General features: G+C 68.8%; 19 protein-coding genes. 12 read left to right on the top strand and 7 right to left on the bottom strand.

The window, feature by feature from the left end:
• Positions 1-400: 400 nt before the first annotated feature.
• Positions 401-1,552, bottom strand: coding sequence for a hypothetical protein (locus tag ACH442_RS45990; RefSeq protein ID WP_396344527.1), 1,152 nt, complete (start codon positions 1,550-1,552; stop codon positions 401-403).
• Positions 1,553-2,619: 1,067 nt separating this feature from the next.
• Here ACH442_RS45990 and ACH442_RS45985 point away from each other — a divergent pair.
• Positions 2,620-3,057: a hypothetical protein gene (locus ACH442_RS45985; protein WP_396344526.1), complete on the top strand. Its 438-nt coding sequence runs from the start codon at positions 2,620-2,622 to the stop codon at positions 3,055-3,057.
• Positions 3,058-3,151: 94 nt separating this feature from the next.
• On the opposite strand, the gene ACH442_RS45980 is transcribed toward ACH442_RS45985, so the two are convergent.
• The 5 genes from ACH442_RS45980 to ACH442_RS45960 form a co-directional block, all read right to left on the bottom strand.
• Positions 3,152-3,415 carry a hypothetical protein gene (locus ACH442_RS45980; protein ID WP_396344525.1) on the bottom strand — a complete coding sequence of 88 codons (264 nt, stop codon included), beginning with the start codon at positions 3,413-3,415 and terminating at the stop codon, positions 3,152-3,154.
• A gap of 336 nt (positions 3,416-3,751) precedes the next feature.
• Positions 3,752-5,254, bottom strand: a complete 1,503-nt coding sequence (locus ACH442_RS45975) for a hypothetical protein (protein WP_396344524.1) — start codon at positions 5,252-5,254, stop codon at positions 3,752-3,754.
• Between the two features lie 843 nt (positions 5,255-6,097).
• Entirely contained in the window at positions 6,098-8,338 is a 2,241-nt protein-coding gene (katG, locus tag ACH442_RS45970; RefSeq protein WP_396344523.1) for a catalase/peroxidase HPI, read from the bottom strand.
• The gene (locus tag ACH442_RS45965) at positions 8,335-8,769 is read right to left on the bottom strand and encodes a Fur family transcriptional regulator (protein WP_396344522.1); all 435 of its coding nucleotides are present in this window, start codon (positions 8,767-8,769) and stop codon (positions 8,335-8,337) included. The genes katG and ACH442_RS45965 overlap by 4 nt, the downstream gene beginning before the upstream one ends.
• 454 nt (positions 8,770-9,223) lie before the next feature.
• A complete protein-coding gene (locus ACH442_RS45960) occupies positions 9,224-10,105 on the bottom strand; it encodes a LysR family transcriptional regulator (protein WP_396344521.1) in 882 nt (293 codons plus the stop codon).
• A 69-nt stretch (positions 10,106-10,174) separates the two neighbouring features.
• Here ACH442_RS45960 and ACH442_RS45955 point away from each other — a divergent pair, with 69 nt between their 5' ends.
• Together ACH442_RS45955 and ACH442_RS45950 are read left to right on the top strand one after the other, a co-directional pair.
• Positions 10,175-11,074, top strand: a complete 900-nt coding sequence (locus tag ACH442_RS45955; protein WP_396344520.1) for an EamA family transporter — start codon at positions 10,175-10,177, stop codon at positions 11,072-11,074.
• Between the two features lie 39 nt (positions 11,075-11,113).
• Complete coding sequence (locus tag ACH442_RS45950; protein ID WP_396344519.1) at positions 11,114-12,112, top strand: phosphotransferase family protein; 999 nt, start codon at positions 11,114-11,116, stop codon at positions 12,110-12,112.
• Here the strand turns inward: ACH442_RS45950 and ACH442_RS45945 are convergent.
• Positions 12,109-13,611: a methyl-accepting chemotaxis protein gene (locus ACH442_RS45945; protein ID WP_396344518.1), complete on the bottom strand. Its 1,503-nt coding sequence runs from the start codon at positions 13,609-13,611 to the stop codon at positions 12,109-12,111. The genes ACH442_RS45950 and ACH442_RS45945 overlap by 4 nt on opposite strands.
• A 253-nt stretch (positions 13,612-13,864) precedes the next feature.
• On the opposite strand from ACH442_RS45945, the gene ACH442_RS45940 reads away from it, so the two are divergent.
• The 9 genes from ACH442_RS45940 to ACH442_RS45900 all read left to right on the top strand — a co-directional run bounded on the left by ACH442_RS45940 (position 13,865) and on the right by ACH442_RS45900 (position 24,638).
• Entirely contained in the window at positions 13,865-14,371 is a 507-nt protein-coding gene (locus ACH442_RS45940) for a SigE family RNA polymerase sigma factor (protein WP_396344517.1), read from the top strand.
• Positions 14,368-15,489 carry a hypothetical protein gene (locus ACH442_RS45935; RefSeq protein WP_396344516.1) on the top strand — a complete coding sequence of 374 codons (1,122 nt, stop codon included), beginning with the start codon at positions 14,368-14,370 and terminating at the stop codon, positions 15,487-15,489. Before ACH442_RS45940 ends, ACH442_RS45935 begins: the two co-directional genes overlap by 4 nt.
• A gap of 59 nt (positions 15,490-15,548) precedes the next feature.
• The gene (locus tag ACH442_RS45930; protein ID WP_396344515.1) at positions 15,549-16,295 is read left to right on the top strand and encodes a YqjF family protein; all 747 of its coding nucleotides are present in this window, start codon (positions 15,549-15,551) and stop codon (positions 16,293-16,295) included.
• Positions 16,296-16,303: 8 nt separating this feature from the next.
• On the top strand, positions 16,304-16,936 hold the full coding sequence (locus ACH442_RS45925) for a TetR/AcrR family transcriptional regulator (protein ID WP_396344514.1): 633 nt from the start codon (positions 16,304-16,306) through the stop codon (positions 16,934-16,936).
• 60 nt (positions 16,937-16,996) lie between these two features.
• The gene (locus ACH442_RS45920; protein WP_396344513.1) at positions 16,997-18,727 is read left to right on the top strand and encodes an acyclic terpene utilization AtuA family protein; all 1,731 of its coding nucleotides are present in this window, start codon (positions 16,997-16,999) and stop codon (positions 18,725-18,727) included.
• 26 nt (positions 18,728-18,753) lie between these two features.
• Positions 18,754-20,289, top strand: coding sequence for an acyl-CoA carboxylase subunit beta (locus ACH442_RS45915; RefSeq protein WP_396344532.1), 1,536 nt, complete (start codon positions 18,754-18,756; stop codon positions 20,287-20,289).
• Complete coding sequence (locus ACH442_RS45910; RefSeq protein ID WP_396344531.1) at positions 20,289-22,169, top strand: acetyl/propionyl/methylcrotonyl-CoA carboxylase subunit alpha; 1,881 nt, start codon at positions 20,289-20,291, stop codon at positions 22,167-22,169. Before ACH442_RS45915 ends, ACH442_RS45910 begins: the two co-directional genes overlap by 1 nt.
• Complete coding sequence (locus tag ACH442_RS45905; protein ID WP_396344512.1) at positions 22,166-23,308, top strand: acyl-CoA dehydrogenase family protein; 1,143 nt, start codon at positions 22,166-22,168, stop codon at positions 23,306-23,308. The genes ACH442_RS45910 and ACH442_RS45905 overlap by 4 nt, the downstream gene beginning before the upstream one ends.
• 334 nt (positions 23,309-23,642) lie before the next feature.
• Positions 23,643-24,638 (top strand): ABC transporter permease, encoded by a 996-nt coding sequence (locus ACH442_RS45900; RefSeq protein WP_396344510.1) that lies wholly within the window; start codon positions 23,643-23,645, stop codon positions 24,636-24,638.
• Positions 24,639-24,647 lie beyond the last annotated feature (9 nt).

The following is a 24,647-nucleotide window of genomic DNA, read 5'->3' as shown; positions in this document are numbered from 1 at the left end:
TTCTTACACGATTACAACCATCATCGGCCCCACACCGCCATCGGCAAGACCACGCCGATCACCCGGTTGAACAACCTGGCTGGACATCACAGCTAAGCCTTGTCTCGAAGTTCGGGGACGACCGACGATGCTGCCGCGAGGGCGGCCATGCAGAACTCCGCGCCTGCCTGCGCCGCTGTCACGGCCGGTGGCCGGCTGTTTGGAGCCGGCGTCTTGTCGCGCCGATGTGCGGATGCCGCCAACCATCCCGGCCCGTGCGACCTCGTATGCGCTATGGCGGCAGGTCTCAGCAGGCCGAGCACACAATCTGCGACCGTTGCCCCGACAGGCGTTGCATATTGCACTCTCTGCGTTTCGTGGTGGGACTGGGGTTGGGCTGGTTCGAAGCGGGCGTATTGACCTACTCGGTGTTGCTGAGAGCGCGCAGTGCTCCTTCGGCGAGGACGTGTCCCGTCTTGACGGCGACGGCCAGATCGGGTGCGCTCAGCCAGTCGGGGTCGTGGCTCTCTTCCCAAGCGACGATGTCCGTCGCGGCGGCGAGTGCTTGGTCGTCGCGGGTTTGCACGAGCGCCTCGGCCAACTGCAGGTATGCGCCGGGTTGGGTGCCGTCGAGCTCTTGCGCCATGCTGGTGATCTGAGGGCCGATCTGACGCCCGTGGTGGGGAAACAGGGCAGCCAGGCAGGCCAGCACGAATCTCACCGCGGGTGGCTCCGTCTCCCAGCGTGTGAGCAACGCCGGCACGTGCTCGTCAACGGTGAAGCGGACGTCCAGGCTCCAGGCTGCTGGTTGAGGCGGACGGCCCTCGGCTGCGGCGCGGTCTGCGTCGGTGAGCAGTCCGTAAGCCCATCGGTCGGCGGCGACCAGCAACCATATGTAGAGATCGAGCCGTTGTTTGGCGGGCAGCGCCCCGGAAGCGATCATGCGCGCGAGAAACGGCAGCGCGGGCGGGGTGGCTGAGTAGCAGGTTCCCTGATGCAGCAGGTTGTCCCCGAACAATTCGTCCAGGGTCTGGTCCCAGTCGCCGAACGGGTCCGCCAGTGCCCGTAACAAGTCGGGGATGTCCTCCGCACTGCCGTGGGCGTGGCTGAGCTCCGTCCATGGGATCTCGTCCAGGTCAGACAATTCGATGGGGGTGTCCTCAGCGTGGTCGGGAGTCAGGCCCAGCGGTGCGGCCGGTGGTGGGTCGACGACGACGATGCTGGGCGTCGGGGGCCGTGCGCCGGGGTTGGTGCACACGATCGGCGCGTCGGGACCGCGGAGGATCTGCACCAGGCTCACGTCGCAGCGACTGCCGCCTTCCGGATAGCCGCCGTACTGGCGGGCGATGACGGCAGCGGCACGCCCGACCGCGTTGATCATCCGATGCCCGGTCACGTCGACCGGATACGGCCCTTCATCGACGGCGCTCACCATCCATCCGCCACGAGGCGAGGGCCGGGCCGAGACATAGGCGAAACCGTGTGACGCCAAGGCTTGAGCCAAATCGTGAGCGTGCTTGTCGTCAGGCACGACGAACTGGTGGGTGCCCGTCATCGCCGACCAGCCGGTCATATCGTCGCCTCCCATTGTCAGAACCGCCTCGGCAAGACTGCCATGATCACTGTGATCCCGGCTGGTGCACCCTCGCGGCTCATCTCATGCTCACCCGGCTGTCCCGGGCGGTGGTACAGGTCTGGCCGACGGCGCGGTGGCAGCTGGAGGCTCGGCTTGAGTCGGACCGACGCAGCGACCTTTCGCCGGTAGACCGCCTGAGTGTCCGGGTCCCAGGGATGCACCAACATCCGCCCTCCGGGCCACATCGCAGTGCGCCGTACGACCCTCTACCGACCGCTCTGAACTCTCCCGTCGCTCAGCAGTGGTCAGCCGGCACCCGAACGCTCGACGGAGCACTCGGGAGAGCACTCCGAAAGCGAGGGAGAGGTCATGGGAGCGGACGTAGTAAAGAGGTCTTGCTGTTCGACGCTGTTGAGCTGCGCAGACGTGTTCTTCGACGCTGCCGGACGCTATTCGTGGAGCACTCCTGTGCGAACGTAGTTCAATCAAGCCACTGACCAGGCCAAACGCAAATCAGGCCTGGTCAGACGACGCTTCCCGGCGCTACTGAACGCTGTTCGACGCCGCTCAGCGCTGCCCGTGACCACCCCGCCCGCTCCCCGCCGATCACCCAATTCGGGGAGCAGCGCCGCACGACCCCCGCCGGAAACGCCAAATTCATCGCCACGATGCTCCCCGCAAACAACAGGAACAGATTCTGAGCAGCACAAACACCCCTACCGGGAAGACCTCCACTGCTCCCCACCGGAGGCACCTCGGCCGATGCCCCAGCGCCGGCCGAACCGAAGGCTTGCTCCCTGCAGGACCTCCGCAACGCCCCCTTGGGGAGCGAAGCGGGAGCACAAGACCGCCGGAAAGCAGTCCGAACGAAGGCCTCCTTACTATCGCGCTGCTCCCACTTCAGCGGAACAATCGGCCAACTCGCCTTCACCGGCCGTAGCCGAGGCGGATTGTCCGAACCATGATCAAATTACTGATCCGCCGATGAGCGTGCGCATTGGCTGGCTCCGCGCCCAGCCGCCGTGCAGGATAGCCATTCGAATCGGTAGACGACGGAGAGCGGCATGGGCGCAAAGTCTGCGGACGACATTTTGGGTACCGAGTACGACTGGCTCGCCGCGGACGGTGACGGCCACGTAGCGCTGTTCAGCACGGCAGGCGGTGGTTACGCTCCCGAGGCGTTCTTGGAAGATACCGATGCTCATGCGGCCGCGATCGAGGTCATCTTGGCTCACCCAACCACCACCGCTGCCCGGTTCGCGCCCGCCTTGGCCGCGGCGTGCGAGAACACGTGGAGGCAGGTTGCGGAACGCGGACTATTCGCGTTCGATGCTGACATCGACGGCGGCCCCTACCAATTAGTTGCTGCACCCCAGGTCGGGATTAATGTCGCCGACCTGCCTGAAACCGCTTTTGACGTGGTCCGGCGCCTGACGTTTCCTCGGCTGAAATTCGTGACCCTGAGAACACTCTCAATGCAAGCCCTGCTGCAAGGTCGCTGAGCCCGACTCGAAATAGTCGCACATCCGGATCTGCCGCGAGTCGCGCGCCGATGGGTGTCGGCGCACAGTCCCAGTCAGCCGTTCGTTGCTGGGCTCAGAGCACTTTACCGGATTGGCGGCACTTCACGCCCCGGCGGATCGAACGCCAGCCATAGGACATGAAGGCACCGTTGAGGAACGCTGCAACGACGAAGGCCCCCAGCACGCCAACCCCTTGGAGGATATCGGCTGCGTTCTGGCTGAGATCCAAGAGATCGCTCAGGACGCCGACTGACAGAGCGTTGAGTAACAAGGCCGGATAGATCGTCACGCCTGCCGGCAACGTCAGGCCGGCGGCGATGAGGTAGAGCGCAAACACACTCGCTGAGAGAACCGGTGCTGCTCCCCACGCATGACAGCTCGGCCCACGCTCCAGAGGACGGCCCGGCCGGGAGGCCCGCTCCTCGCAGGGAACCGGCAAAACGTCCGGCAAGGAGCAACCTGGGGGCACACGACCGCCCCGCGACACCCAAAACGAGTCCGCCTTACCATCGCACTGCTCCCCATCAGTGAAGCATCGACCGCAGCTCGCGGTGACCGAAAACGTAGTCGAGATGGACTCCGCCAGTCGTGATCGGGTGCACTCATTTGCCGATGTGAGTACGTGTTTCGAGTGCAATCTCCGATCGAATCCCGAAGGGGGAAATTCGTCAGCTTACAACCGCAAATGTCCCGCAACAATGGCGTCTCGGACATCAACTTCATCTAAGTAACAGAAGTGATCACAGGTAAGATCGATTCGCTGCGCCACCCGAGCGAGGGCGGACAGTCGCGGCACCACCAGATCGTTATCACCGTCGGCGATAACACCCTGAGCGAGGCCGCGCATAGCTGATCTCCAGATCCACGACAATCCGCATTGTCGGATGCTGGAGTGGAAGTCGACGGCCCCACCCGCCCCAATGGCGTTCGAGAGCGGGCGGAAGCTACTCGCGCGAATGTATCCAGATCTAGTTTGCATGTCAGCAATGCCATCTGGGATTCTCCCGATGTAGAGGAATCCGAACCACCTAGTCAAAGCGTCTATCTCCATCTGATCCATCACCGTAAAAGCAGGCGAGAAAGCTTCCGCTGCAACGTCGGCCACTGGAGTTCCCGCGAATGGAGTGCCAAGCGAAATTAGCTCCGCGCTAGACAAGCTTGTCGGCGCCCGCTCCAGGGTTTCAGCTCCTACCAGGCCGCCGCGGGAGTGTGCGACTAACAAGACGCGCTGCAGCTTTAGTCGCTGCACCTGATTTAGCAAGTCTAAAGCGTTATCTGATACTGAGAGCCACGTGTCATGCTCGAATCTAAGAACCGGCCAGATCCGCCCCGGGTTGCTGGCGACTATTGCGTTGCGGATTTCACTTGCAAGCCTGACTCCACAGCTCATCGTTCCGTGTATGGTCACCACCGCCGCGCCGTCGGCCACCTCGCTCAAGTTCACCGATTCCATCGACGGGGTGCGCGCGATTGCCGGTGCACGCCGTTCCTTCCACCAGCGGCGCAAGCGCCAAGATGGATCATTGCGGACGCGCTCACGCCGCTTGGCGCGCACACTCAGCGCCCGCCCAACGAGAAGCGTTACGCCTTCCACTGGATTGAGTAGGATTCTCCGCACTTGGCCGAAACGCCCACGTGCACTGAAGCCGTCCATGCTGGCACTGTGCGAACCCACATAGTGCCGCCAAAGAATCAGGCTCCCATCATGCGGAAATTCTTCATCCGCGACGCGAGGTGGCCAGTCGTCGACAGCCTCGCCGGATCGATTCTCTGGACGATACGTTATGTCGACGACCATGGAGGCGGGCGGAATGACCATCACAAAAGCCTCCGGCACGAAGGCCGCAAGCGCTATTCGGCGACCGCCGAGCAAAAGCTCCGCCTGTGGCGTTCGCCAAAAATCATCAATCTCCACAAACTTGATCTCGGCGGCCGGCTCGCTGCCAAGCTCGCCTAATTCCAGGTCAACTGCGGGAATTGAAGCCTGAATTTCGTTGGCTGAAGCCCCTGTTGCCGGCGCAAGAGGCGACAGCTTGTCTAGGGCGTCACCCAAATATAGATCGCCGATGCGGGCCTCTTGTAGTGCACGATCAATCAAGGACTCTGACGCGCCTTCGATCGACAGCCGATACTGAAGGTACGGCTCGCCTGAAAGGAATTCGGCTTCATTGAACATCGAGTCCCGAGTGTAAACATCCGGGGCCACTTGAAAAAGTGGGAACTTCTTCGACGTCTCATACACAAGACTTGACCGTAGGTGGATGGCTCGTTCCGTGTCGGAACTCGGCCGTTCGCACACAGCGTTGATCGAAATGAGTTAGAATTTGCCTTCCGTGCTTCGCGGGCCGGATGAACTCTCATGCCGCAGACAACGCATGGTCGTGGCTTGTCGCGACCCGCACTGGCGTGATCGCGGGCACTCCCCGTAGCCGCCCTGGATGACGCAGCGGACTGGTCCGCGGGGACGCCAGGTTCGCGCCGGAGGTCGGACGGCAAGCTCAGTGCCAGCCACAGCCGGTGGTGGGGCCGCAGAGCCGCATTCGGCCGCGCACAGCATTGGCCGTGGGCTGTTCGGTCGGCGGCTGCTGGGCGGCGGCGGCTGGGCGGGCGGCGGTTGTCCGGCTGGTTCTCCTGGGCGTTATGAGGCACGAACAACGCCCAGGAGAACACGAACAACGCCCAGGAGAACCAGCCGGGGACGGTGAGGCGGGCGGCGGGCCGGGCACGGGATCAGCTCGCGAAGGCGACAGTCGAGTGCTGTCGACCGATCGGAGTTCCCGGTGCCGGTCGACGCGGGACCGATGCGGAGCTGTCCGGGATGGCGGCGCGCGCGGGGGCGGGCCGGCACCGGGATCAGGTCGCGGCCCGGCGCCGGGGACCGGGCGGTGCGGTTGTTGCCCCGGCCGGCTCGTACTGCGGCAAAGGAGCTCGCGGCGGGAGGTCTCGCCGGCGGCAGCGTGCCCGGTTGTGGAACGAGCCCGGCCGAGAGCGGCCGGGCTCGTTCAGAAGAAGCGGATGCTCAGACCAGGTCGAAGCGGTCGTTGTCCATGACCTTGACCCACGCGGCGGCGAAGTCCTTGACGAACTTCTCCTTCGCGTCCGAGCTCGCGTAGACCTCGGACAGGGCCCGCAGCTGCGAGTTCGAGCCGAGGATCAGGTCGACCGCGGTCGCGGTCCACTTGACGGCGCCGGTGGAGGCGTCCTGGATCTCGTAGACGTGCTCCTCGGACTCCGATGCCTTCCACTTGGTGCCGGGGGAGAGCAGGTTGGCGAAGAAGTCGTTGGTGAGCACGCCGACCTTGTCGGTGAGGACGCCGTGCGCGCTGCCGCCGAAGTTGGCGCCGAGCGTGCGCAGGCCGCCGAGCAGGACGGTCAGCTGCGGGGCGGACAGGCCCAGCATGTACGCCCGGTCGACCAGCAGGATCTCCGGCTGGGTCTTCTCGCCGGGGCGCAGGTAGTTGCGGAACCCGTCGGCGCGCGGCTCGAGGAACGTGAACGCCTCGACGTCGGTCTGCTCCTGGGTGGCGTCGGTGCGGCCCGGGTGGAACGGGACGCTGATCTCGACGCCGGCGTCCTTCGCGGCCCTCTCGACGGCGGCGGTGCCGGCCAGGACGATCAGGTCGGCGACGGAGACCTTGACCGCGGACGACGCGTTGAACTCGGCCGCGATGCTCTCGATCTTGGCGAGGGCCGGGAGGACCGGCTGGTTGACCTCCCAGCTGCGCTGCGGCTCGAGGCGGATGCGGGCACCGTTGGCGCCACCGCGCTTGTCGGTCGACCGGTACGACGCGGCCGACGCCCACGCCAGCGCGATCAGCTCGCTGACGCTCAGACCGGAGTCGAGCACCTTCGCCTTGAGCGCGGCGATCTCGGACTCGCCGACCAGCTGACCCTCGACGGCCGGAACCGGGTCCTGCCAGAGCTGCTGCTCCGGCACCCACGGGCCGAGGAAGCGGGCGACCGGGCCCATGTCCCGGTGCAGCAGCTTGTACCAGGCCTTGGCGAACGCCAGCGCGAACTCGTCCGGGTTCTCCAGGAAGCGGCGGGAGATCTTCTCGTAGGCCGGGTCGACGCGCAGCGACAGGTCGGTCGTCAGCATCGTCGGGACGTGCTTCTTCGACGGGTCGAACGGGTCCGGGATGATCGCCTCGGCGTTCTTGGCGACGTACTGCTTGGCGCCGCCGGGGCTGGTCGACAGCTCCCACTCGTAGCCGAACAGGATCTCGAAGAAGCGGTTGCTCCACTGCGTCGGCTTGTCGGTCCAGGTGACCTCGAGCCCGGAGGTGATCGCGTCCTTGCCGGCGCCGGTGCCGTGCGTGCTCAGCCAGCCGAGGCCCTGCGCCTCCAGCGGCGCGCCCTCCGGCTCGGGGCCGACGTGGTCGGTGGCGACCGCGGCACCGTGCGTCTTGCCGAACGTGTGACCACCGGCGATCAGCGCGACGGTCTCCTCGTCGTTCATCGCCATCCGGGCGAACGTCTCACGGATGAAGTGCGCCGCCGCGAGCGGGTCGGCGCTGCCCTTCGGCCCTTCCGGGTTGACGTAGATCAGACCCATCTCGGTCGCGCCGACGCCCTCGGCCATCGTCTTCTCCGAGGCGTAGCGCTCGTCGCCCAGCCAGGTGTCCTCGGGACCCCAGAAGATCTCCTCCGGCTCCCACACGTCGACGCGGCCGAAACCGAAGCCGAACGTCTTGAAGCCCATCGACTCGAGAGCCACGTTGCCGGCCAGCACCAGCAGGTCGGCCCAGGAGATCTTCTGCCCGTACTTCGCCTTGACCGGCCAGAGCAGGCGGCGCGCCTTGTCCAGGTTCGCGTTGTCCGGCCAGCTGTTCAGCGGGGCGAACCGCTGCCCGCCGTCACCCGCGCCTCCACGGCCGTCCTGGATCCGGTAGGTGCCGGCGGCGTGCCAGCTGAGGCGGATCATCAGACCGCCGTAGTGCCCGAAGTCGGCCGGCCACCAGTCCTGCGAGGTGGTCAGGACGGTGGTGATGTCCTGCTTGAGGGCCTCGACGTCGAGCTTCGCGAACTCCTTCGCGTAGTCGAAGTCCGGCCCCAGCGGGTTGCCCTTCGACGAGTGCGCGTGCAGCACCGACAGGTCGAGCTGGTTCGGCCACCAGTCACGGTTGGTCCGCGGGCGGCCACCGGTCTTCGGCTCCGGCGAGGGGATCCCCGGGTTCTCACTCTCGCTGCCGCCCTGGGCGGTCACGGAGCTGTGGTCGACCGGGCAGCCGGAGGCCTTCGGGTCAAAGTTGTCGCTCATCTGGTTCCTTCTTCCGGACGGGTCAGGCACTCGGGGCAGGTGCCCCAATAGACGACCTCCGCCTCGTCGATCACGAACCCGTGATCGTGCGAGGCGGTGAGACAGGGGGCGTTGCCGACCGCACAGTCGACGTCGGCGATCGCGCCACAGGAGCGGCACACGACATGGTGGTGGTTGTCCCGCACCCGCATCTCGTAGCGGGCGGTCGCGCCGGCGGGCTGGATGCGCCGCACCAGACCGGTGTCGGTGAGCGCACGCAGCACATCGTAGACCGCCTGGTGAGAGACGGCAGGGTGATCAGCGCGGACGAGCGCGATCACCGTGTCGGTGTCGACGTGCGGGTGATCCCGCAACGCGGCCAGCACCGCCAGTCGTGGCCGGGTCACCCGCAACGAGACCGCCCGCAGCTGTGCCTCGAAGTCGGACGTCACGCGAGGAACCTTAGACCCCTAATCTGGAACCAATCAAGTTTTGTGACACTCGTGGCGTCTTAACAAAAAGAAAACCCCTTCCGCGGTACGAGCGAGCCACGCCCCAACCGCACCCTCCGGTCCCTGGCGGTGGCCCGCGATCTCCCCCCGGTGCCGGCCCGCCCGGCGCCCGCCGGGCAGCCCGGTCAGCTCCGCCCCCGCTGCCGTCCCACACCCTCCCCGCGCCGCCCGGCACCACCAGCCCGCAGCCGGCGCCGGGGGTCTTTCGGGGTTCGGGGCGCGGTGCCGGGAGCCGGCTCGGCGCGCTCGGCTGGTGGCGAACCCGGTCCCGGCCAGCCACACCCCGAGCGGCCAGCAGCCGGCCGAGAGGTCGCGATGGGCCGCGCTGAACTCGGCGACCGCGAACCGCCCGCCCGGCAAGCCCGCGGCCGGGGCGCCGGCTGACGTGGGCGCGTCACCGATCGCCATCGAGATGCGCGGTCGACTCCCCGTACGCCTCGCGGCTGAGCCGGACGAGGTCGCCGAGCTGTCCCGGCGGGTCGTCGCGCCACCACGCGAGCCAGACCGGGATCGTCGGCACGTCCCGCAGCCTGCGATAGGCGACGCCGGGTCGCGGATTCTGGTTGGCGGTCGCTTCGGAGGTCACTCCGACGGCCTGGTTCGCGGCGATCAGGGTGAGCCATTCGTCGACGCCGGTGGTGCGCCGGACCGTCGCCGGCCGCGGCCCGGGGTCCCACAGGTCGAGGGTGGTCGTGCCGGTGCGGGCGTCGATCGCGACCGTGTACCGGGCGAGGTCCCCGATCCGCAGCGACCGCCGGCGGGCGAGCGGGCTCTCGGTGCAGACCGCCGCGTACCGGGCCTCGGTGCCGATCCGCGCCGACGCGAACCGCGGGTCGTCGATCGGTTTGCGGATGACCGCGACGTCGGCCGCGCCTTCGCTGAGCCCGGCCGTGACACTGTTCGTCTGCACGAACACCAGCGGGATCCCGGGTTGCACGCCGGCCCATGCCCGCTGCAGCCGCCGGGTGTGCTTGCCCAGCGCCGCCCACGCGTAGCCGACCCGCAGCTCGGTGCGGGACTGCTCGGCGATCCGGTGCAGGTGCGCGATCTCGTCGAGGACGCGCCGGGCGCCGGCCAGCACCTGCGCCCCGGTCACGGTGAGGCTGACGTGCCGGGTGGTGCGCTGCAGAAGACGTACGCCCAGGATTGTCTCCGCCGCCGCGATCGAGCGCGAAACCGCGGCCTGGGAGGTGTTCAGTTCGGTGGCGGCGTCGGTGAACGTGCCCGCGTCGATCACCGCGACCAGCGCACGCAGGTGACGCAGCTGCAAATCCATGCGGCCAGCGTATAAGTCGTCCGCGCTGGTTATTTCCCTCAGGATTGCCCGCCGGGTTTCGATGGCGGTGTGACGGTACAACGGGAGGCTCCCGCGCGGGCAGGCGTCGGCGGCGGGCTGGCGACGATGATGGTCGGCGCGGCCAGCAACCAGGTCGGCGCGGCCGTCGGCGCGCATGCGTTCGCGAGCATCGGCCCGGCCGGCGTGGTCGCGGTGCGTCAGGTGGTGGCGGCCGCCGTGCTGCTGCCGGTGGGCCGCCCGCCGCTGCACCGGTTCCGCTGGCCGCAATGGTGGCCGACGATCCTTCTCGGTCTGGTGTTCGCGACGATGAACCTGAGCCTGTACACCGCGGTCGATCGCGTCGGGCTGGGGCTGGCGGTGACGCTGGAGTTCCTCGGCCCGCTCGGGGTGGCCCTCGCCGGTTCCCGCTCACGGGTCGACCTGCTCTGTGCGCTCGGCGCCGGCCTCGGCGTGTATGTGCTGGTCATGCCGCAGGGAGACAGCGACTGGCCCGGCATCGGGTGCGGGTTGCTGGCGGCGGCCTGCTGGGCGTCCTACATCCTGCTGAACCGTCTGCTCGGGCGTCGGCTGCCGGGTCTGCAGGGGCCGGCCGCCGCGTCCACCGTGTCCGTGGTGCTGTACCTACCGGTCCTGGCGTGGCTGATCACTTCCGGTCGGATGACCGGCGCGGCGCTGCTGTTCGCGGTCGGCGCCGGGGTGTTCAGCTCCGTCATCCCGTACGCGGTGGATCTGATCGCTCTTCGTCGTGTCCCGCCACGGTTCTTCGGCGTGGTGATGAGCGTCCATCCGGTCTTCGCCGCGCTCGCCGGCCTGGTGCTGCTCGGCGAGGCCCTGCACCTGCACGAATGGCTCGGCATCCTGATCGTGGCGGGGATCAACGTCCTCGCGGTCACACGCAGGCGCCCGAACACCATCAAAATCGGCAAATCCCTTTCCCGTACGTCGTGAGCACCGTTACCGTGCTACCGCCGACCGAGAGGATCGTCGATGGAGAGCATCACCAAGAACCGGCAGGAGTTGTCCGTGCTGCGCGCCATGGTGGCACGCGCCTACGGGCCGGGGGAGGTGCCCGACGGCGACGACTGGTGCACCGAGCTGGGGCACGGCTGGTTCAACGTGGCGTACCGGATGCGTCTGCGCTCCGGCCGTGAGGTCGTCCTCAAGATCGCACCGCCGCCGCACATCGAGGTGATGAGCTACGAGCGGGGTGCGATGGCGACCGAGCTGACCGCGCTGCGCCTGATCCGCGAGCACACGAGCGTGCCGGTGCCCACTGTCGACTTCGCCGACCGCAGCCACGAGCTGTGCGACGCCGACTACTTCTTCATGGAGTTCGTCGACGGCGACAACCTCGGCATGCTGCGCGACGAGCACTCGCCGCCGGAGCGCGCCGCCTACAACGAGGCGCTCGGCGCACTGAACCGTTCGCTCAACGCCGTGACCGGCCCGCACTTCGGCCCGCTGAACGGTCCCGGCTTCCCGGCCTGGCGCGCGGCGTTCCTCGACATGATCGAGGGGGTGCTGCGCGACGGCGAGCGCCGCGGGGTCGACCTCGGCCGCTCCTACGAGTCGGTGCGCGCGGTGATCGCCGCCCACGCGGACACGCTCGACGAGGTGACCGAGCCGCGGTTCGTCGAGTGGGACATGTGGGACAACAACGTGATGGTCCGCGACGGGCGGATCGTGGCGATCATCGACCACGAGCGGGCGCTCTACGGTGACCCGCTGATCGAGGCCGGGTTCACCGGCAGCGAGGTCCCGGCGTACGGGGATTCGTCCGCCTTCATCCGCGGCTACGGCCGGGGCCCGGCGACCGGGAGCGAGCGGGTCCGCCGCCGGCTGTACTGCCTCTACCTGGTCCTGATCATGACGATCGAGACGGCGTACCGGAACTTCCCCGGCACCGACAACTACGACTGGGCCCGCGCCCGCCTCGACGAGACGATGGCCCTGTTCGACGTCACCGGTGCCGGGGCCGTGGCCTAGCGGAACGCGGCCGCCATCGCAGCCTGCCGCTCCAGCACCTGGTTCATCCGGTCCTGGACGGCGTCGAGGCGGCCGATCGTGTCGTTCGTCGTGTGGATCCCGTCGGCGACGGCCCGGCTGGAACCCTGGATCCCGGCGATCTGCTCGGTCACCTTCTGGGTCGCCTCGGCGGTCTCCCGGGCCAGGTCCTTCACCTCGCTGGCGACGACGGCGAACCCGCGGCCGACCTCACCGGCGCGGGCCGCCTCGATCGTGGCGTTGAGCGCGAGCAGGTTCGTCTGCTCGGCGATCGACGAGATGATCTTGATGACGTCGCCGACCGCCACCGACGCGTTCGAGAGCGCCTGCACCTCGGTGGTCACGGCCGTCGACCCGGCCGCGGCCAGCGCCGCGACCCGGCCCGCGTCGTCGGACGCGGCCCGCAACTCCGCCACGGTCTCCAGCAACTGGCGGGCCTTCGCCGCGTCCGCCTCGACCCGGCGCAGCACCGACATCCGCTGCGAGACCAGCTGCTGCACGTTGCGCAGCGCCGCCGCCCGCGACTCGCTGAGCTCGATGCTCTCCGTGGTGAAGAAGTCCATGGTGCCGATCACCTCGCCACCGTCCATGACCGGGAAGCACACGCCGGACCGGACCCCGGCACGCTGGGCCGCGGGCGCCCGCACACAGTCGGTCATCTCCGCGAGGTCGTGGACGAAGACCAGGTCGCGTGACTTCCAGGCCCGGCCGGACAGGCCGACGCCCTCGGCGAACGAGGCGGCCAGGGTGACCTTGCGGAACTCCTCCCCGGCGGAACCCGACTCGCAGTCGAACCGCAGCTCCCAGTCCGACTCGTCGAGCGCCCAGTACGAGCCGTACGCCCACCCGAACGCCGTCCGCACCCCGTCGAGAGCGACCCGGATCGCGGTCCGCTGATCGTTCGCCTCCCCGACCTTGGCGACGACGGTGGTGACGGCCGCCCGGTCGCTGAGCGTCTCCCGCAGCTCGGTGGTGGCGGCGGCGTGCAGGCCGGACAGCACGGCGATGCGCGTGATGGCGGCCCACTTGTCGCTGGCGAACGCCGGCATCGGCTCACGCCCGTAGAACTCCAGCACCTCGGAGACCACCCCGTTGTGCACGATCGGCACGGTCGCGGCCTCGACCATGCCGGCCCGATGTGCGGCCTGCCAGCGGAGACAGTTCGTGACAGCCTGCGGGGTCTCGCTGAGCGTGACGGCGCGACGGGCCTTGACCGCGGCCCCGAGCAGCCCGTCGGCCGCGCCGAGCCGGTCCCCGCCGCCGATCGCCGTGCGCAGCGCCGGCCCGAGGTCACCCGTCTCGAACGTCAGCGTGTAGCCACCGCTCTCGTTACGGCTCCACAACGCCCCGTACGCCAGGCCCAGGACCTTCACCAGCGTCTTGGTGATCGTCGCGCGACCGTCCTGCACCGAGGCGACGCCACCGGCCAGCGCCTCGATCACCCTCTCCAGGGCTTCCACGTCACGCGGTTCCCGAACCACCTGCGGCTGCTGCGAACGACCGAACAATCCCATACTCCGACTGCCCCCTCTGTCCCCGTGCTGATGCACTACGCGTGTCAGGTCGGTGCCCGGCCCGCGGACCTGCAAGAAATGCCGGCGTGGAGTGCCTCGCTCACCGAGACGCACCCGATCCGCAGGCAAATGCCCCTGACGCCGTTGTCCGCCGGGCGGTCGTCGATATTTTCTGGGCGGGCGGGTCATCAATCGGCGGGAGTGGAGGCGTTATCCCGGAGTGACGTTCGAAGAGTTCGTATCGACCCGCCTGGGCACACTGGTGCGCTACGCGACAGTGGTCACGTGGGACCCGCACCTGGCCGAGGACATCACTCAGAACGTCCTGGTCCGTGCGCAGGCCCGCTGGTCGCGGATCGGCCGGATGGACGCGCCGGAACGCTACGTGAAGCGCATGGTGGTCAACGAGTTCCTGTCCTGGCGGCGGCGCCGTGCCGCGCGATCGATCCCGGTCACCGTCGAAACCCTCGACGGGATGCTGCCGGCCGCCCGGGACACGGCGGCCGAGCACGACGAGCGGGACGCGATGCTGCGCCTGATCGCGGCCCTGCCACCACGCCAGCGCGCGGTGATCGCCCTGCGCTTCTACGAGGACCTGGCCGTCGAGCAGATCGCCGAGATGCTCGGCTGTCGAACGGTCACCGTCCGAACCCACCTCTCGCGTGCGCTGGCCACCCTGCAGGGTGCGTGGCCGGCCGCGCTCGTGACCGCAGGGGAGCTGCCGTGACCATCGACATCGAAGACCTCGTCCGTACGGCCCAGGAGCGCCAGGCCGGCCGAGCCGTGCCCGCCGAGCGCATCCGTGCCGCGTTGCCGCAGCGTGCGGCGGTGATGCATCGTCATCGGCAGTTCCGGATGCTGGGCGCCGCAGTGGCCGCGGCGGTCGTCGTGGTGGTCACCGTCCCGGTCGTTGCCCTGCGCGGCGGATCCGTGCCACCGACGGTCGTCGCGGATGCGCCGAGTGGCCCGCCGAGCCCGTCGTCCGGGATGACTCCGGTCACCGGTACGCGGGGAGTGGCGATGTTCCTGATTCGCTACGGACCTGCGTGGGTGCCGGCCGGTTACCGCGAGAGCATCCGGCAGGCGGACATCGACGTGACCGGTGAATCGTCCGGTCAGACCCTGATGCGGGTGTGGAAGAAGCAGATCGGTCTCGGTGACCCGTGGGGTGGAGCGGCGATCACGCTCACCGTCCGTACCGAGGTGGCGGACCCCGCTGGAACGGTGAACACCTCCGGTCAGAAGGTCGACATCAACGGCACTGATGGGTGGCTCTCCCCGTCCCGGGGCGACGGCAAGTCGGCGCTGGCCTGGGTGGCCGACGGCCACACGATTCTGACGCTCTCCACGAGCGAGGTCGAGGTCGGCAAGGCGGATCTGCTCAGGATGGCCCGCTCGGTGCGTTCGGAGAAGACCTTCACGTCGGTCCCGGTGCGTCTGGGCTGGCTCCCCGACGGCTTGGCGGGCTCGGCGGCCACGATCAGCGGGCCGGACTCGGCGGACTGGCGGACCGAACTCAGCCTGGTGCACTCGGATGCCGGGCCAGGGGCGAGCCGGGGGAGCGTGCCGGGAAACGCCACGAGCGCCGCAACGGTGTCGGTTCTGGTCGGTTCCGTCGCCGAAGCCCCGGACGGCGGTGAGGAGTTGACCGTTCGCGGCCGGCCGGCTCGGACTCTCGCCGGCGCCGGCGGGCTGATCTACCTGGTGGTGGACGTCGCCCCGGGTCGCTTCATGACGCTGGCCGGCAACGGGATCACGCTGGCTGACCTCGCCAGGATCGCCGAGCAAGCCGAGATCCTGGGGATCGGGATCGCGGCGAAGGGCCCGGACTGGCTCGACCACTGACCTGCACGAGCGGCCGGGGTGAAAGGGCGGCACCACCGGCCGTACGGCAATCTTGTGGGGTGGATGTCGAAGAGATCACGGCGGAGACCGTGCGGCCGGTGGCGCGGGCCATTCTCGGTCAGCGCTGGACGGATCTGGCGTTCCTGCACTGGGCCGTCGATCCGGACCGCGTCGCGCCCCTGCTGCCGCCGGGCACCCGCCCCGACACGATCGACGGCGTGACCTACGCCGGCGTGATCGGCTTCCGGATGGAACGGGTCGGGTTCCTCGGCAGCCCCGGCGTCCCGTATCTCGGGACGTTCTGTGAGACGAACGTCCGCCTCTACAGCGTCGACGGCCAGGGCCGCCGCGCCGTCGTCTTCCGTTCCCTGGAGGCGGAACGCCTGATCCCGGTGCTGGTCGCGCGGGTGAGTCTGCGGTTGCCCTACATGTGGGCGCGGATGCGGCTGACCCGCCGGGGCGACGAACTCGCGTACGTCTCGGAGCGCCGCTGGCCCGGCCCGCGCGACGCCACCAACCGGATGCGCATCCGGGTCGGCGACCCGATCGCCGAGCCGGCCCCGCTGGAGCATTTCCTGACCGCGCGCTGGGGGCTGCACACGCGTGCGTGGGGCCGCACGCGTCACCTCGCCAACGATCATCCGCGCTGGCCGCTGCACCGGGCGGAACTGCTCGACCTCGACGACTCCCTGCTGGCGGCGGCCGGTCTGCCCGGCATCGACACGCCGCCGGCGAGCGTCCTCTACTCGCCGGGCGTCCCGGTGATCTTCGGGCCGTCCGGGGGTCGCAGCCGCCACGAGCGATGATGAGGACCATGGGCCGATCACGAACGAATCCCGCGCCGACCGCACCCGTCACCGCGCGCGGCCGGCGGACCCGGGACGCGCTGCTCGCGGCCGGCCGGGACCTGCTGGAGACCCGGGGCTGGGCCGGTTTCACGCCCGAGCAGGTGGCGCAGGCGGCCGGGGTGTCCTATGGGACGTTCTACACGTACTTCGAGTCGAAGGACGATCTGCTCCGCACGGTCGTGCGCACGGTCGCCGACGAGATGTTCACCGAGAGCCTGGTCGCGCCGGAGACGGCTGACGACCCGTACGTCCGGATCATCGAATCCAATCGTGGCTATCTGCGCGCCTGGCGCAACGCGTCGCGCGTGCTGCGGCTGGTCGAGCAGGGCGCCGACGAGGACGAAGCGCTGCGGGAACTGCTGCTCGAGGTGCGCGAGCTCTACGTGCATCGCGGCGCCGAGGGGTTGCGCCGGCTGCAGGAGGCCGGGCTGGCGAACCGGGATCTCGACCCGCGGATGACCGCGATCGTGCTGGGGGCGATGGTCGAGCAGATGGCGCACGTCATCTACTCCCTGCGTGAGCCGCTCGACGAGGACGAGGTGGTCACCCACATGTCGAAGCTGTGGGCGGCGGCGATCGGGCTCCGCGCGCATCCTTGACAATTTTGTCAGATTGCCTAACGTGACTCCCGTCATCAGCGGGGGGAGGGGCGGGCTGAAGTGCGCACGATCCGCGTCGGCAACTGCTCCGGCTTCTACGGCGACCGGCTCTCCGCGATGCGCGAGATGCTCGAGGGTGGCCCGCTCGACTACCTGACCGGGGACTATCTGGCCGAGCTGACCATGCTCATTCTCGGTCGTGATCGGAAGAAGAACCCCGATCTGGGGTACGCCCGGACGTTCCTCCGCCAGGTCACGGACTGTCTGGACCTGATCACGACGCGACAGGTCAAGCTCGTCGCCAACGCGGGCGGGCTCAACCCGCACGCCCTGGCGACGGCGATCAGCGCGCTGAGCCCGGCTGTCAGCGTCGCCCACGTCGAAGGGGACGAGCTCAGTCACGCCTTTCCTGACGCGCTCACCGCGAACGCCTATCTCGGCGCGTTCGGCATCGCGGAAGCGCTGCGCGGCGGCGCCCAGATCGTCGTCACCGGCCGGGTCACCGACGCCTCGCTCACTCTCGGCCCGGCCATCGCCGAATTCGGCTGGACCCGCGACGATGTGGACGAACTCGCCGCCGGCATCGCGGCCGGTCACGTCCTAGAATGCGGCACCCAGGCCACCGGCGGCAATTTCAGCGGATTCACCACCATCGACGTGAGTCGTCCGCTGGGCTTCCCGATCGCCGAGATCAGCGCCGACGGGACGGTCGTCATCACCAAGCATCCGGACACCGGAGGCGCGGTGACGGTCGACACGGTGACCGCGCAACTCGTCTACGAGATCGACTCTCCGCGATACCTCAATCCGGACGTCATCGCCCGCCTCGACACGGTTCAGCTCGTTCAAGAAGACAAAGACGAAGTCAAACTGTTCGCCGTACGAGGTGAGCACCCGCCCGCCACCACGAAGGTCGGCGTGAATCGGGTCGCCGGTTTCCGTAACGCGATGACGTTCGTTCTCACCGGCCTCGACATCGAGCAGAAAGCCACGTGGGTCCGCGCCCAGCTCGAAGCGGCCCTCCCCACCCGACCGGCCGAGCTCACGTGGGACCTGATCCGCGCCGACCGCGCCGACCCGGCCACCCAGTCCGAGGCATCCGCCCTGCTCCGCTGCCACGCCAAGGACCCCGATCCACAGGTCGTCGGCCGCGCCTTCAGCAACGCCGCCGTCGAACTGGCGCTCGCGTCCTACCCCGGCTTCTACGCGACGACGCCGCCCGCCGACGCCACTCCGTACGGAGTCTTCGAAGCCACCCATCTCCCGCAGTCCTCGATCCCGCACACCGCGGTCCTCCCCGACGGCACCCGGGTCCCCATCGCACCCCCACCCCACACGTCCGCGCCCCCACCTGCCGGTTCGCCCCCCGAGCCCGCAGTGCGCGGCGAAGGCCCGGCTGGTCCTCAGGGGTGCTTCCCACCCCCGGATCGACCTCTGGTGACCAGCCGGGACCGCACGCCGCTGGGGCGGCTCGTGTATGCCCGTTCCGGCGACAAAGGGGGCACGGCGAACGTCGGGGTCTGGGTTCCGGCTGGGCATGCTCGCAGGCGGGACGCCTACGAGTGGCTGGCCGGGTGGCTGGACGCGGATCGGGTCCGGGAACTGCTGCCGGAGGCCGGGGCGCTGGGTGTCACCGTTCATCGGCTGCCGAACCTCTGCGCGCTGAACATTGTCATCGACGGGTTGCTGGGCGACGGGGTTGCCGCGTCGACCCGGTTCGATCCGCAAGCGAAGGCCGCCGGCGAGTGGCTGCGAGCCCGGGACGCCGACATACCGACGGAGCTGCTGTGACGACGTACGAGCAGAATCGGACAGCGATGCTGGAGCGGGTCGCGGACCTGGAGCGCCAGCATGCCGCCGCCCTCGCCGGAGGCGGGGCGAAGAGCGTCGAGCGCCACCACCGGCGGGGCAAGCTGACCGCGCGGGAGCGGATCGAGCTGCTGATCGACGACGATTCGGCGTTTCTGGAGCTCAGCACGCTCGCCGGGTGGGGGACCGACTTCGCCGTGGGCGGGTCGGTGGTCACCGGGCTCGGCGTCGTCGAGGGCGTCGAGTGCATGATCGTCGCGAACGATCCGACCGTGCGGGGCGGCGCCAGCAACCCGGTCACGGTGAAGAAAAGTTTCCGGGCCGCGCAGATCGCCGCCGAGAACCGGCTGCCGACGATCAATCTGGTGGAGTCGGGTGGCGCCGATCTGCCGACCCAGAAGGACATCTTCATCCCCGGTGGCCGGCACTTCCGCGGGCTGACCGAGGCGAGCGCGGACCGGCGGCCGACGATCGCGCTGGTGTTCGGCAATGCGACGGCGGGTGGCGCGTATGTGCCCGGCATGAGCGACTACGTCGTCATGGTCGCCGGTGGGGCGAAGGTTTTTCTCGGCGGCCCGCCGCTGGTGAAGATGGCGACCGGCGAGGAGTCGGACGACGAGTCGCTCGGCGGGGCGGAGATGCACGCGCGGACGTCGGGGCTGGCCGACTACCTCGCCGTCGATGAGGCCGACGCGATCAGAATCGGACGTCAGATCGTACGGCGGCTGAATTGGCGCAAGCTCGGCCCGGCGCCCCGGCCGTCGTATGACGAACCGGCGGAGGATCCGGAGGAACTGCTCGGTATCGTGCCGACGGACCTGAAGATCCCGTTCGATCCGCGTGAGGTGATCCGGCGGATCGTCGACGCCAGTGAGTTCGACGAGTTCAAGCCGTTGTACGGGACGAGCCTGGTGACCGGATGGGCGCGGCTGCACGGCTATCCGGTCGGGATCCTCGCCAACGCGCAGGGCGTGCTGTTCAGCGCCGAGGCGCAGAAGGCCGCCCAGTTCATCCAGCTTGCGAACCAGTCCGACACGCCGCTGCTGTTCTTGCACAACACGACCGGCTACATGGTCGGCAAGGAATATGAACAGGGCGGGATCATCAAGCACGGCGCTCAGATGATCAACGCGGTGTCCAACTCCCGGGTTCCGCACCTGTCGGTGGTGATGGGCGCGTCCTACGGCGCCGGGAACTACGGGATGAGCGGGCGCGCCTACGACCCGCGGTTCATGTTCAGCTGGGTCGGTGCGAAGTCCGCGGTGATGGGCCCGGCGCAGCTCGCCGGGGTGGTGTCGATCGTGTCCCGGCAGGCGGCCGCCGCGGCCGGGCGCCCCTACGACGAGGAGGCCGACGCGAAGACCCGCGCGATGATCGAGGCGCAGATCGAGCGGGAGTCCCTCGCGTACGTCACCTCCGGGATGCTCTATGACGACGGTGTCATCGACCCGCGTGACACCCGGACCGTGCTCGGCATCTGCCTGTCCGTTATTCATAACGCGCCCGTCGAGGGCGCCCGTGGCTACGGAGTGTTCCGGCTGTGATGATCCGCAGGATGCTCGTCGCCAACCGCGGTGAGATCGCGCGCCGCATCTTCCGGACCTGCCGCGCTCTGGGCGTGGAGACGGTCGCGGTATACGCCGAGACGTCGGACCTCCATGCGCGCGAAGCGGATGTCGCGGTCGCCGTCGATTGCTTCCGGAACGCGGAACAGATCGTGGCGGCAGCCCATCGTGCCGGGGCTGACGCGATCCACCCCGGCTACGGGTTCCTCTCCGAGAACGCCGAGTTCGCCCGGGCCGTGGAGGCCGCCGGGCTGATCTGGATCGGTCCCGCGCCCGACGCGATCGAGGCGATGGGCGACAAGATCCGCGCGAAGAAGCTGGTGTCCGCGGCGGGCGTGCCGGTGCTCGACGGTGACGACACGTTTCCGCTGCTCATCAAGGCCGCGGCCGGCGGCGGCGGGCGTGGCATGCGGGTCGTCACCGACCCCGGGACGCTGCGGTCCGAACTCGCGGCGGCCTCCGCCGAGGCGCAGTCGGCGTTCGGCGACGGCACCGTCTTCACCGAGCCGTACCTGCCGCGGGCCCGCCACGTCGAGGTCCAGGTGCTGGGCGACCAGCACGGCCGCGTCTGGGTGGTCGGTGACCGGGACTGCTCAGTCCAGCGCCGCCACCAGAAGGTCGTCGAGGAGGCGCCGGCCCCCGGTCTTCCGGACGCCGTTCGAGCCGAGCTCCACCGGCATGCCCTGGCCGCGGCCGAAGCGGTCGACTATCGGGGTGCGGGCACCGTCGAGTTCCTCGTCGACGGCGACCGGATCTTCTTCCTGGAGATGAACACCCGGCTCCAGGTGGAGCACCCGGTGACCGAGGCCGTGACCGGCCTCGACCTGGTCGCCTGGCAGGTGGCGATCGCCGAGGGCCGCCCGCTCCCGGCGGAACCGCCGCCGTCGCGGGGACACGCGGTCGAGGTGCGGCTCTACGCCGAGGACCCGGCCGCCGGGTTCGCGCCGCAGACCGGCACGCTGCGCGCGTTCGACTTCGACACGCCCGGCATCCGGGTCGACACCGGGGTCGAGGCCGGCAGCGTGGTCGGGGTCCGCTACGACGCCATGCTTTCCAAGATCATTGCGTACGGGCCGGACCGCGGCTCGGCCGTCCGGCTGCTCGCCGACGCGCTGCGCCGCGGTGAGCTCCACGGGATCACGACGAACCTCGCGCTGCTGCGGGCGATCCTCGCCGACGACGACTTCGTCGCGGGGCGGGTCGACACCGCGCTGCTGGACCGCAGGCTCGCCGCGTGGACGAGCGCGGGGGAGGACCACGCGGTCCGCAAGGCGGCGCTCGCGGCGGCGGCGGGATCGGCGGTCCGGACTGCGACGTCCGGAAGTGTTCAGGCGCGGATCCCGGTGGCGTGGCGGAACGTGCCCAGCCAGGAGCGGGTCCGGTCGTACCGGTGGGGCGGCTCCTCCTACGACGTGGCGTACTCGTCGCGAGGCGGGCGCCTGGAGTCGTCGTGGCTGCCCGGAGTCCGGATCGAGTCCGTCGACGGCGGTCACGTCGTGCTCGACGATCACGGGGTGCGCGAGACGTACCGGGTGACGGTCGTCGACGGCGGGGTGGACGTGGACGGGCCGGCCGGATCGTTCGACCTTCACGACGTACCGAAATTCGTTGATCCTGCGGCGAACCTTGCCGCGGGATCGCTGCCGGCGTCCATGCCGGGCCTCGTCGTGGCCCTGCACGTGGCCGAAGGTGATCAGGTCGTGGCGGGTGCGCCGATCGTCGTGCTCGAGGCGATGAAGATGCAGCAGACGCTGACCGCGCCCGCCGACGGGGTCGTCGCCACGATCGCCGTCGAGGTGGGAAAACAGGTCGCTGCGGGGGAAGTGCTGGCCGTGATCGAGTCCGAGGAGTCGCGATGACCGCGTTCGTCGAGTCGGTGGAACGACGTGAGCTGCGGGAAGCCGTCGCCCGCCTCGGCCAGAAGTACGGCGAGGAGTACTTCTACGCCGCCGCCCGCGACGGCCGCAAGACCACCGAACTGTGGCAGGAGGCCGCCGCGCTCGGCTACCTCGGCGTGTCCATTCCCGAGGAGTACGGCGGTGGTGGCGGCGAGATCGGCGACCTGGCCGCCGTCCTGGAAGAACTGGCCACCGCCGGTTGTCCGCTTCTGCTCATGGTCGTGTCGCCGGCGATCGTGGGCACGGTGATCGCCCGGTTCGGCACCGGCGAGCAGAAACAGCGGTGGCTTCCCGGGCTGGCGAGCGGCACCGCGACGTACGTCTTCGGGATCACCGAGCCGGACGCCGGTTCGAACACGCACCAGATCGCCACGCAGGCGCGGCGGGACGGGGACGACTGGGTGCTGAGCGGCTCGAAGACGTACATCAGTGGGGTGGATGAAGCGTCTTTCGTCCTGATCGTCGCCCGGGTCGGGAAGCGCCCGTCGCTGTTCATGGTGCCGACCGGCGCCCCCGGCTTCACCTACCGCAGGATCGACATGGGCCTCGTGGCGCCGGAGGACCAGTTCACGCTCTTCCTCGACGACGTGCGGCTGCCCGCCGACGCGCTGATCGGCAGCGAGGAGGCCGGTTTCGACCAGCTCTTCGCCGGCCTCAACCCGGAACGGATCATGGCGGCGTCGTCGGCGACCGGGATGGCCCGCTGGGCGCTGCGCAAAGCCGTCGCGTACGCCGGGGAGCGCTCCGTCTGGGGTGTGCCGATCGGCGCCCACCAGGCCATCAGCCACCCGCTGGCGAAACTGCACGTGGAGATCGAGGCAGCGCGGCTGCTCACCCAGAAGGCGGCGGCGTTGCACTCCGCCGGTGAACTGAAGGCCGCGGGAGAGGCCGCGAACATGGCCAAGTACGCGGCCGGGGAAGCGGTCTGCGCCGCCGTCGACCAGGCCATCCAGACGCACGGCGGGAACGGGCTCGCCACCGAGTACGGGTTGGTCCAAGCCCTGGCGACGTCACGGCTGACGCGGATGGCACCGGTCAGCCGGGAGATGGCGCTCAACTTCGTGGCGCAGTTCTCGCTGGGGTTGCCACGGTCGTACTGACCGCACCCGCCGTCCACATGGGATCGGTGTCTCCCGCCGTTCCCCGACGGGAATGACTGCGAAGCATGCGCGAAACTTGTTCCGCCTGACGTGAGCACTTCAGCGAAGGTGCCCGGCGTGCGCGTTTTGCGGCCGGTAATGAATGCGACTCCCACCCGAAACAATTGCTGTTCGGCGTGGCGCTCCTGATCAGGTAATGACGGCGACTCAGTCGTGAAACAAATCGCCCGGATGTCGATGGGGAAACAAATTCAGTTGCGATCTTGGCGGCTGTCTGAATGGCCTGCTAACGTCCCGCCCAGAAATTGGAGCCCTGGCACGGAGGCAATAGCTAATGGGTACATTCCTCCTGCGTAGGGTGGGCTACCTCGTACTTCTCGCAATGGTCGCGACCGTCGTCGCGTACCTTCTGGCCGCGACCCAGCTGCACCCCCGCAGCCGGTACGAGGGGCGCAACCCGGCCCCCGCCGAGGCGGTCGTGGACCAGCGGCTCACCGAGCTGAACATGAACGACAAGACGCCTCTCGTCGACCGCTTCACCACCTGGGCCGGGGGCGTCGCGCACGGCGATCTCGGCAAGACCGTCGACGGCGAGTCGGTGAACGCCGAGATGGGCCGCCGGATGTGGGTGAGCCTGCGGCTCATGCTGATCGGCTCGATCCTCGGGACCCTGCTCGGCGTGGTGGCCGGGGCGTACGGCGCGATCAAGCAGTACCGATGGTCGGACCAGACGCTGACGGTGATCTCCTTCGTACTGCTGTCGATCCCCACGGTGGTGCTGGCCGTCCTGATCAAGAACGCCGGCATCTGGTTCAACGAGGTGTCGGGTAACGGGTCGACGCCCCTGCTGTTCACCACCGGCGAGATCACTCCGGGGCTGGACACCTGGTCCTGGGCCGGGCTCAGCGATCGCCTCGGACACCTGATCCTGCCGACCGTCGTGCTCGCGATCGGGGTCAACGGCTTCGCCTTCTACAGCCGTTACCAGCGCAACTCCATGCTCGACGTACTGGGCAGCGACTTCCTTCGCACCGCACAGGCGAAGGGGCTGCGTCGCTGGTCGGCGCTGACCAGGCACGGCCTGCGCACCGCCCTCATCCCGATGGCGACCTTCTTCTCGTACCAGTTCGCGCTGCTCTTCGTCGGTGCGACGTTCACCGAGAAGATCTTCGGCTGGCACGGCATGGGGGAGTACTTCGTCGACTCCATCACCAAGAACGACATCAACTCGACGGCCGGGGTGACGCTCTTCGTCGCCGTGCTGGTCCTGATCGCCGGACTGCTCTCCGACGCCGTCTATGCGGCGCTGGACCCGCGGGTCCGGGCTTGAGGAGGCCGA

Origin of the sequence: Actinoplanes sp. NPDC020271 (assembly GCF_044388125.1) — a bacterium.
Taxonomy (GTDB): domain Bacteria; phylum Actinomycetota; class Actinomycetes; order Mycobacteriales; family Micromonosporaceae; genus Actinoplanes.
This window is presented reverse-complemented; position numbering and strand designations above follow the sequence as displayed.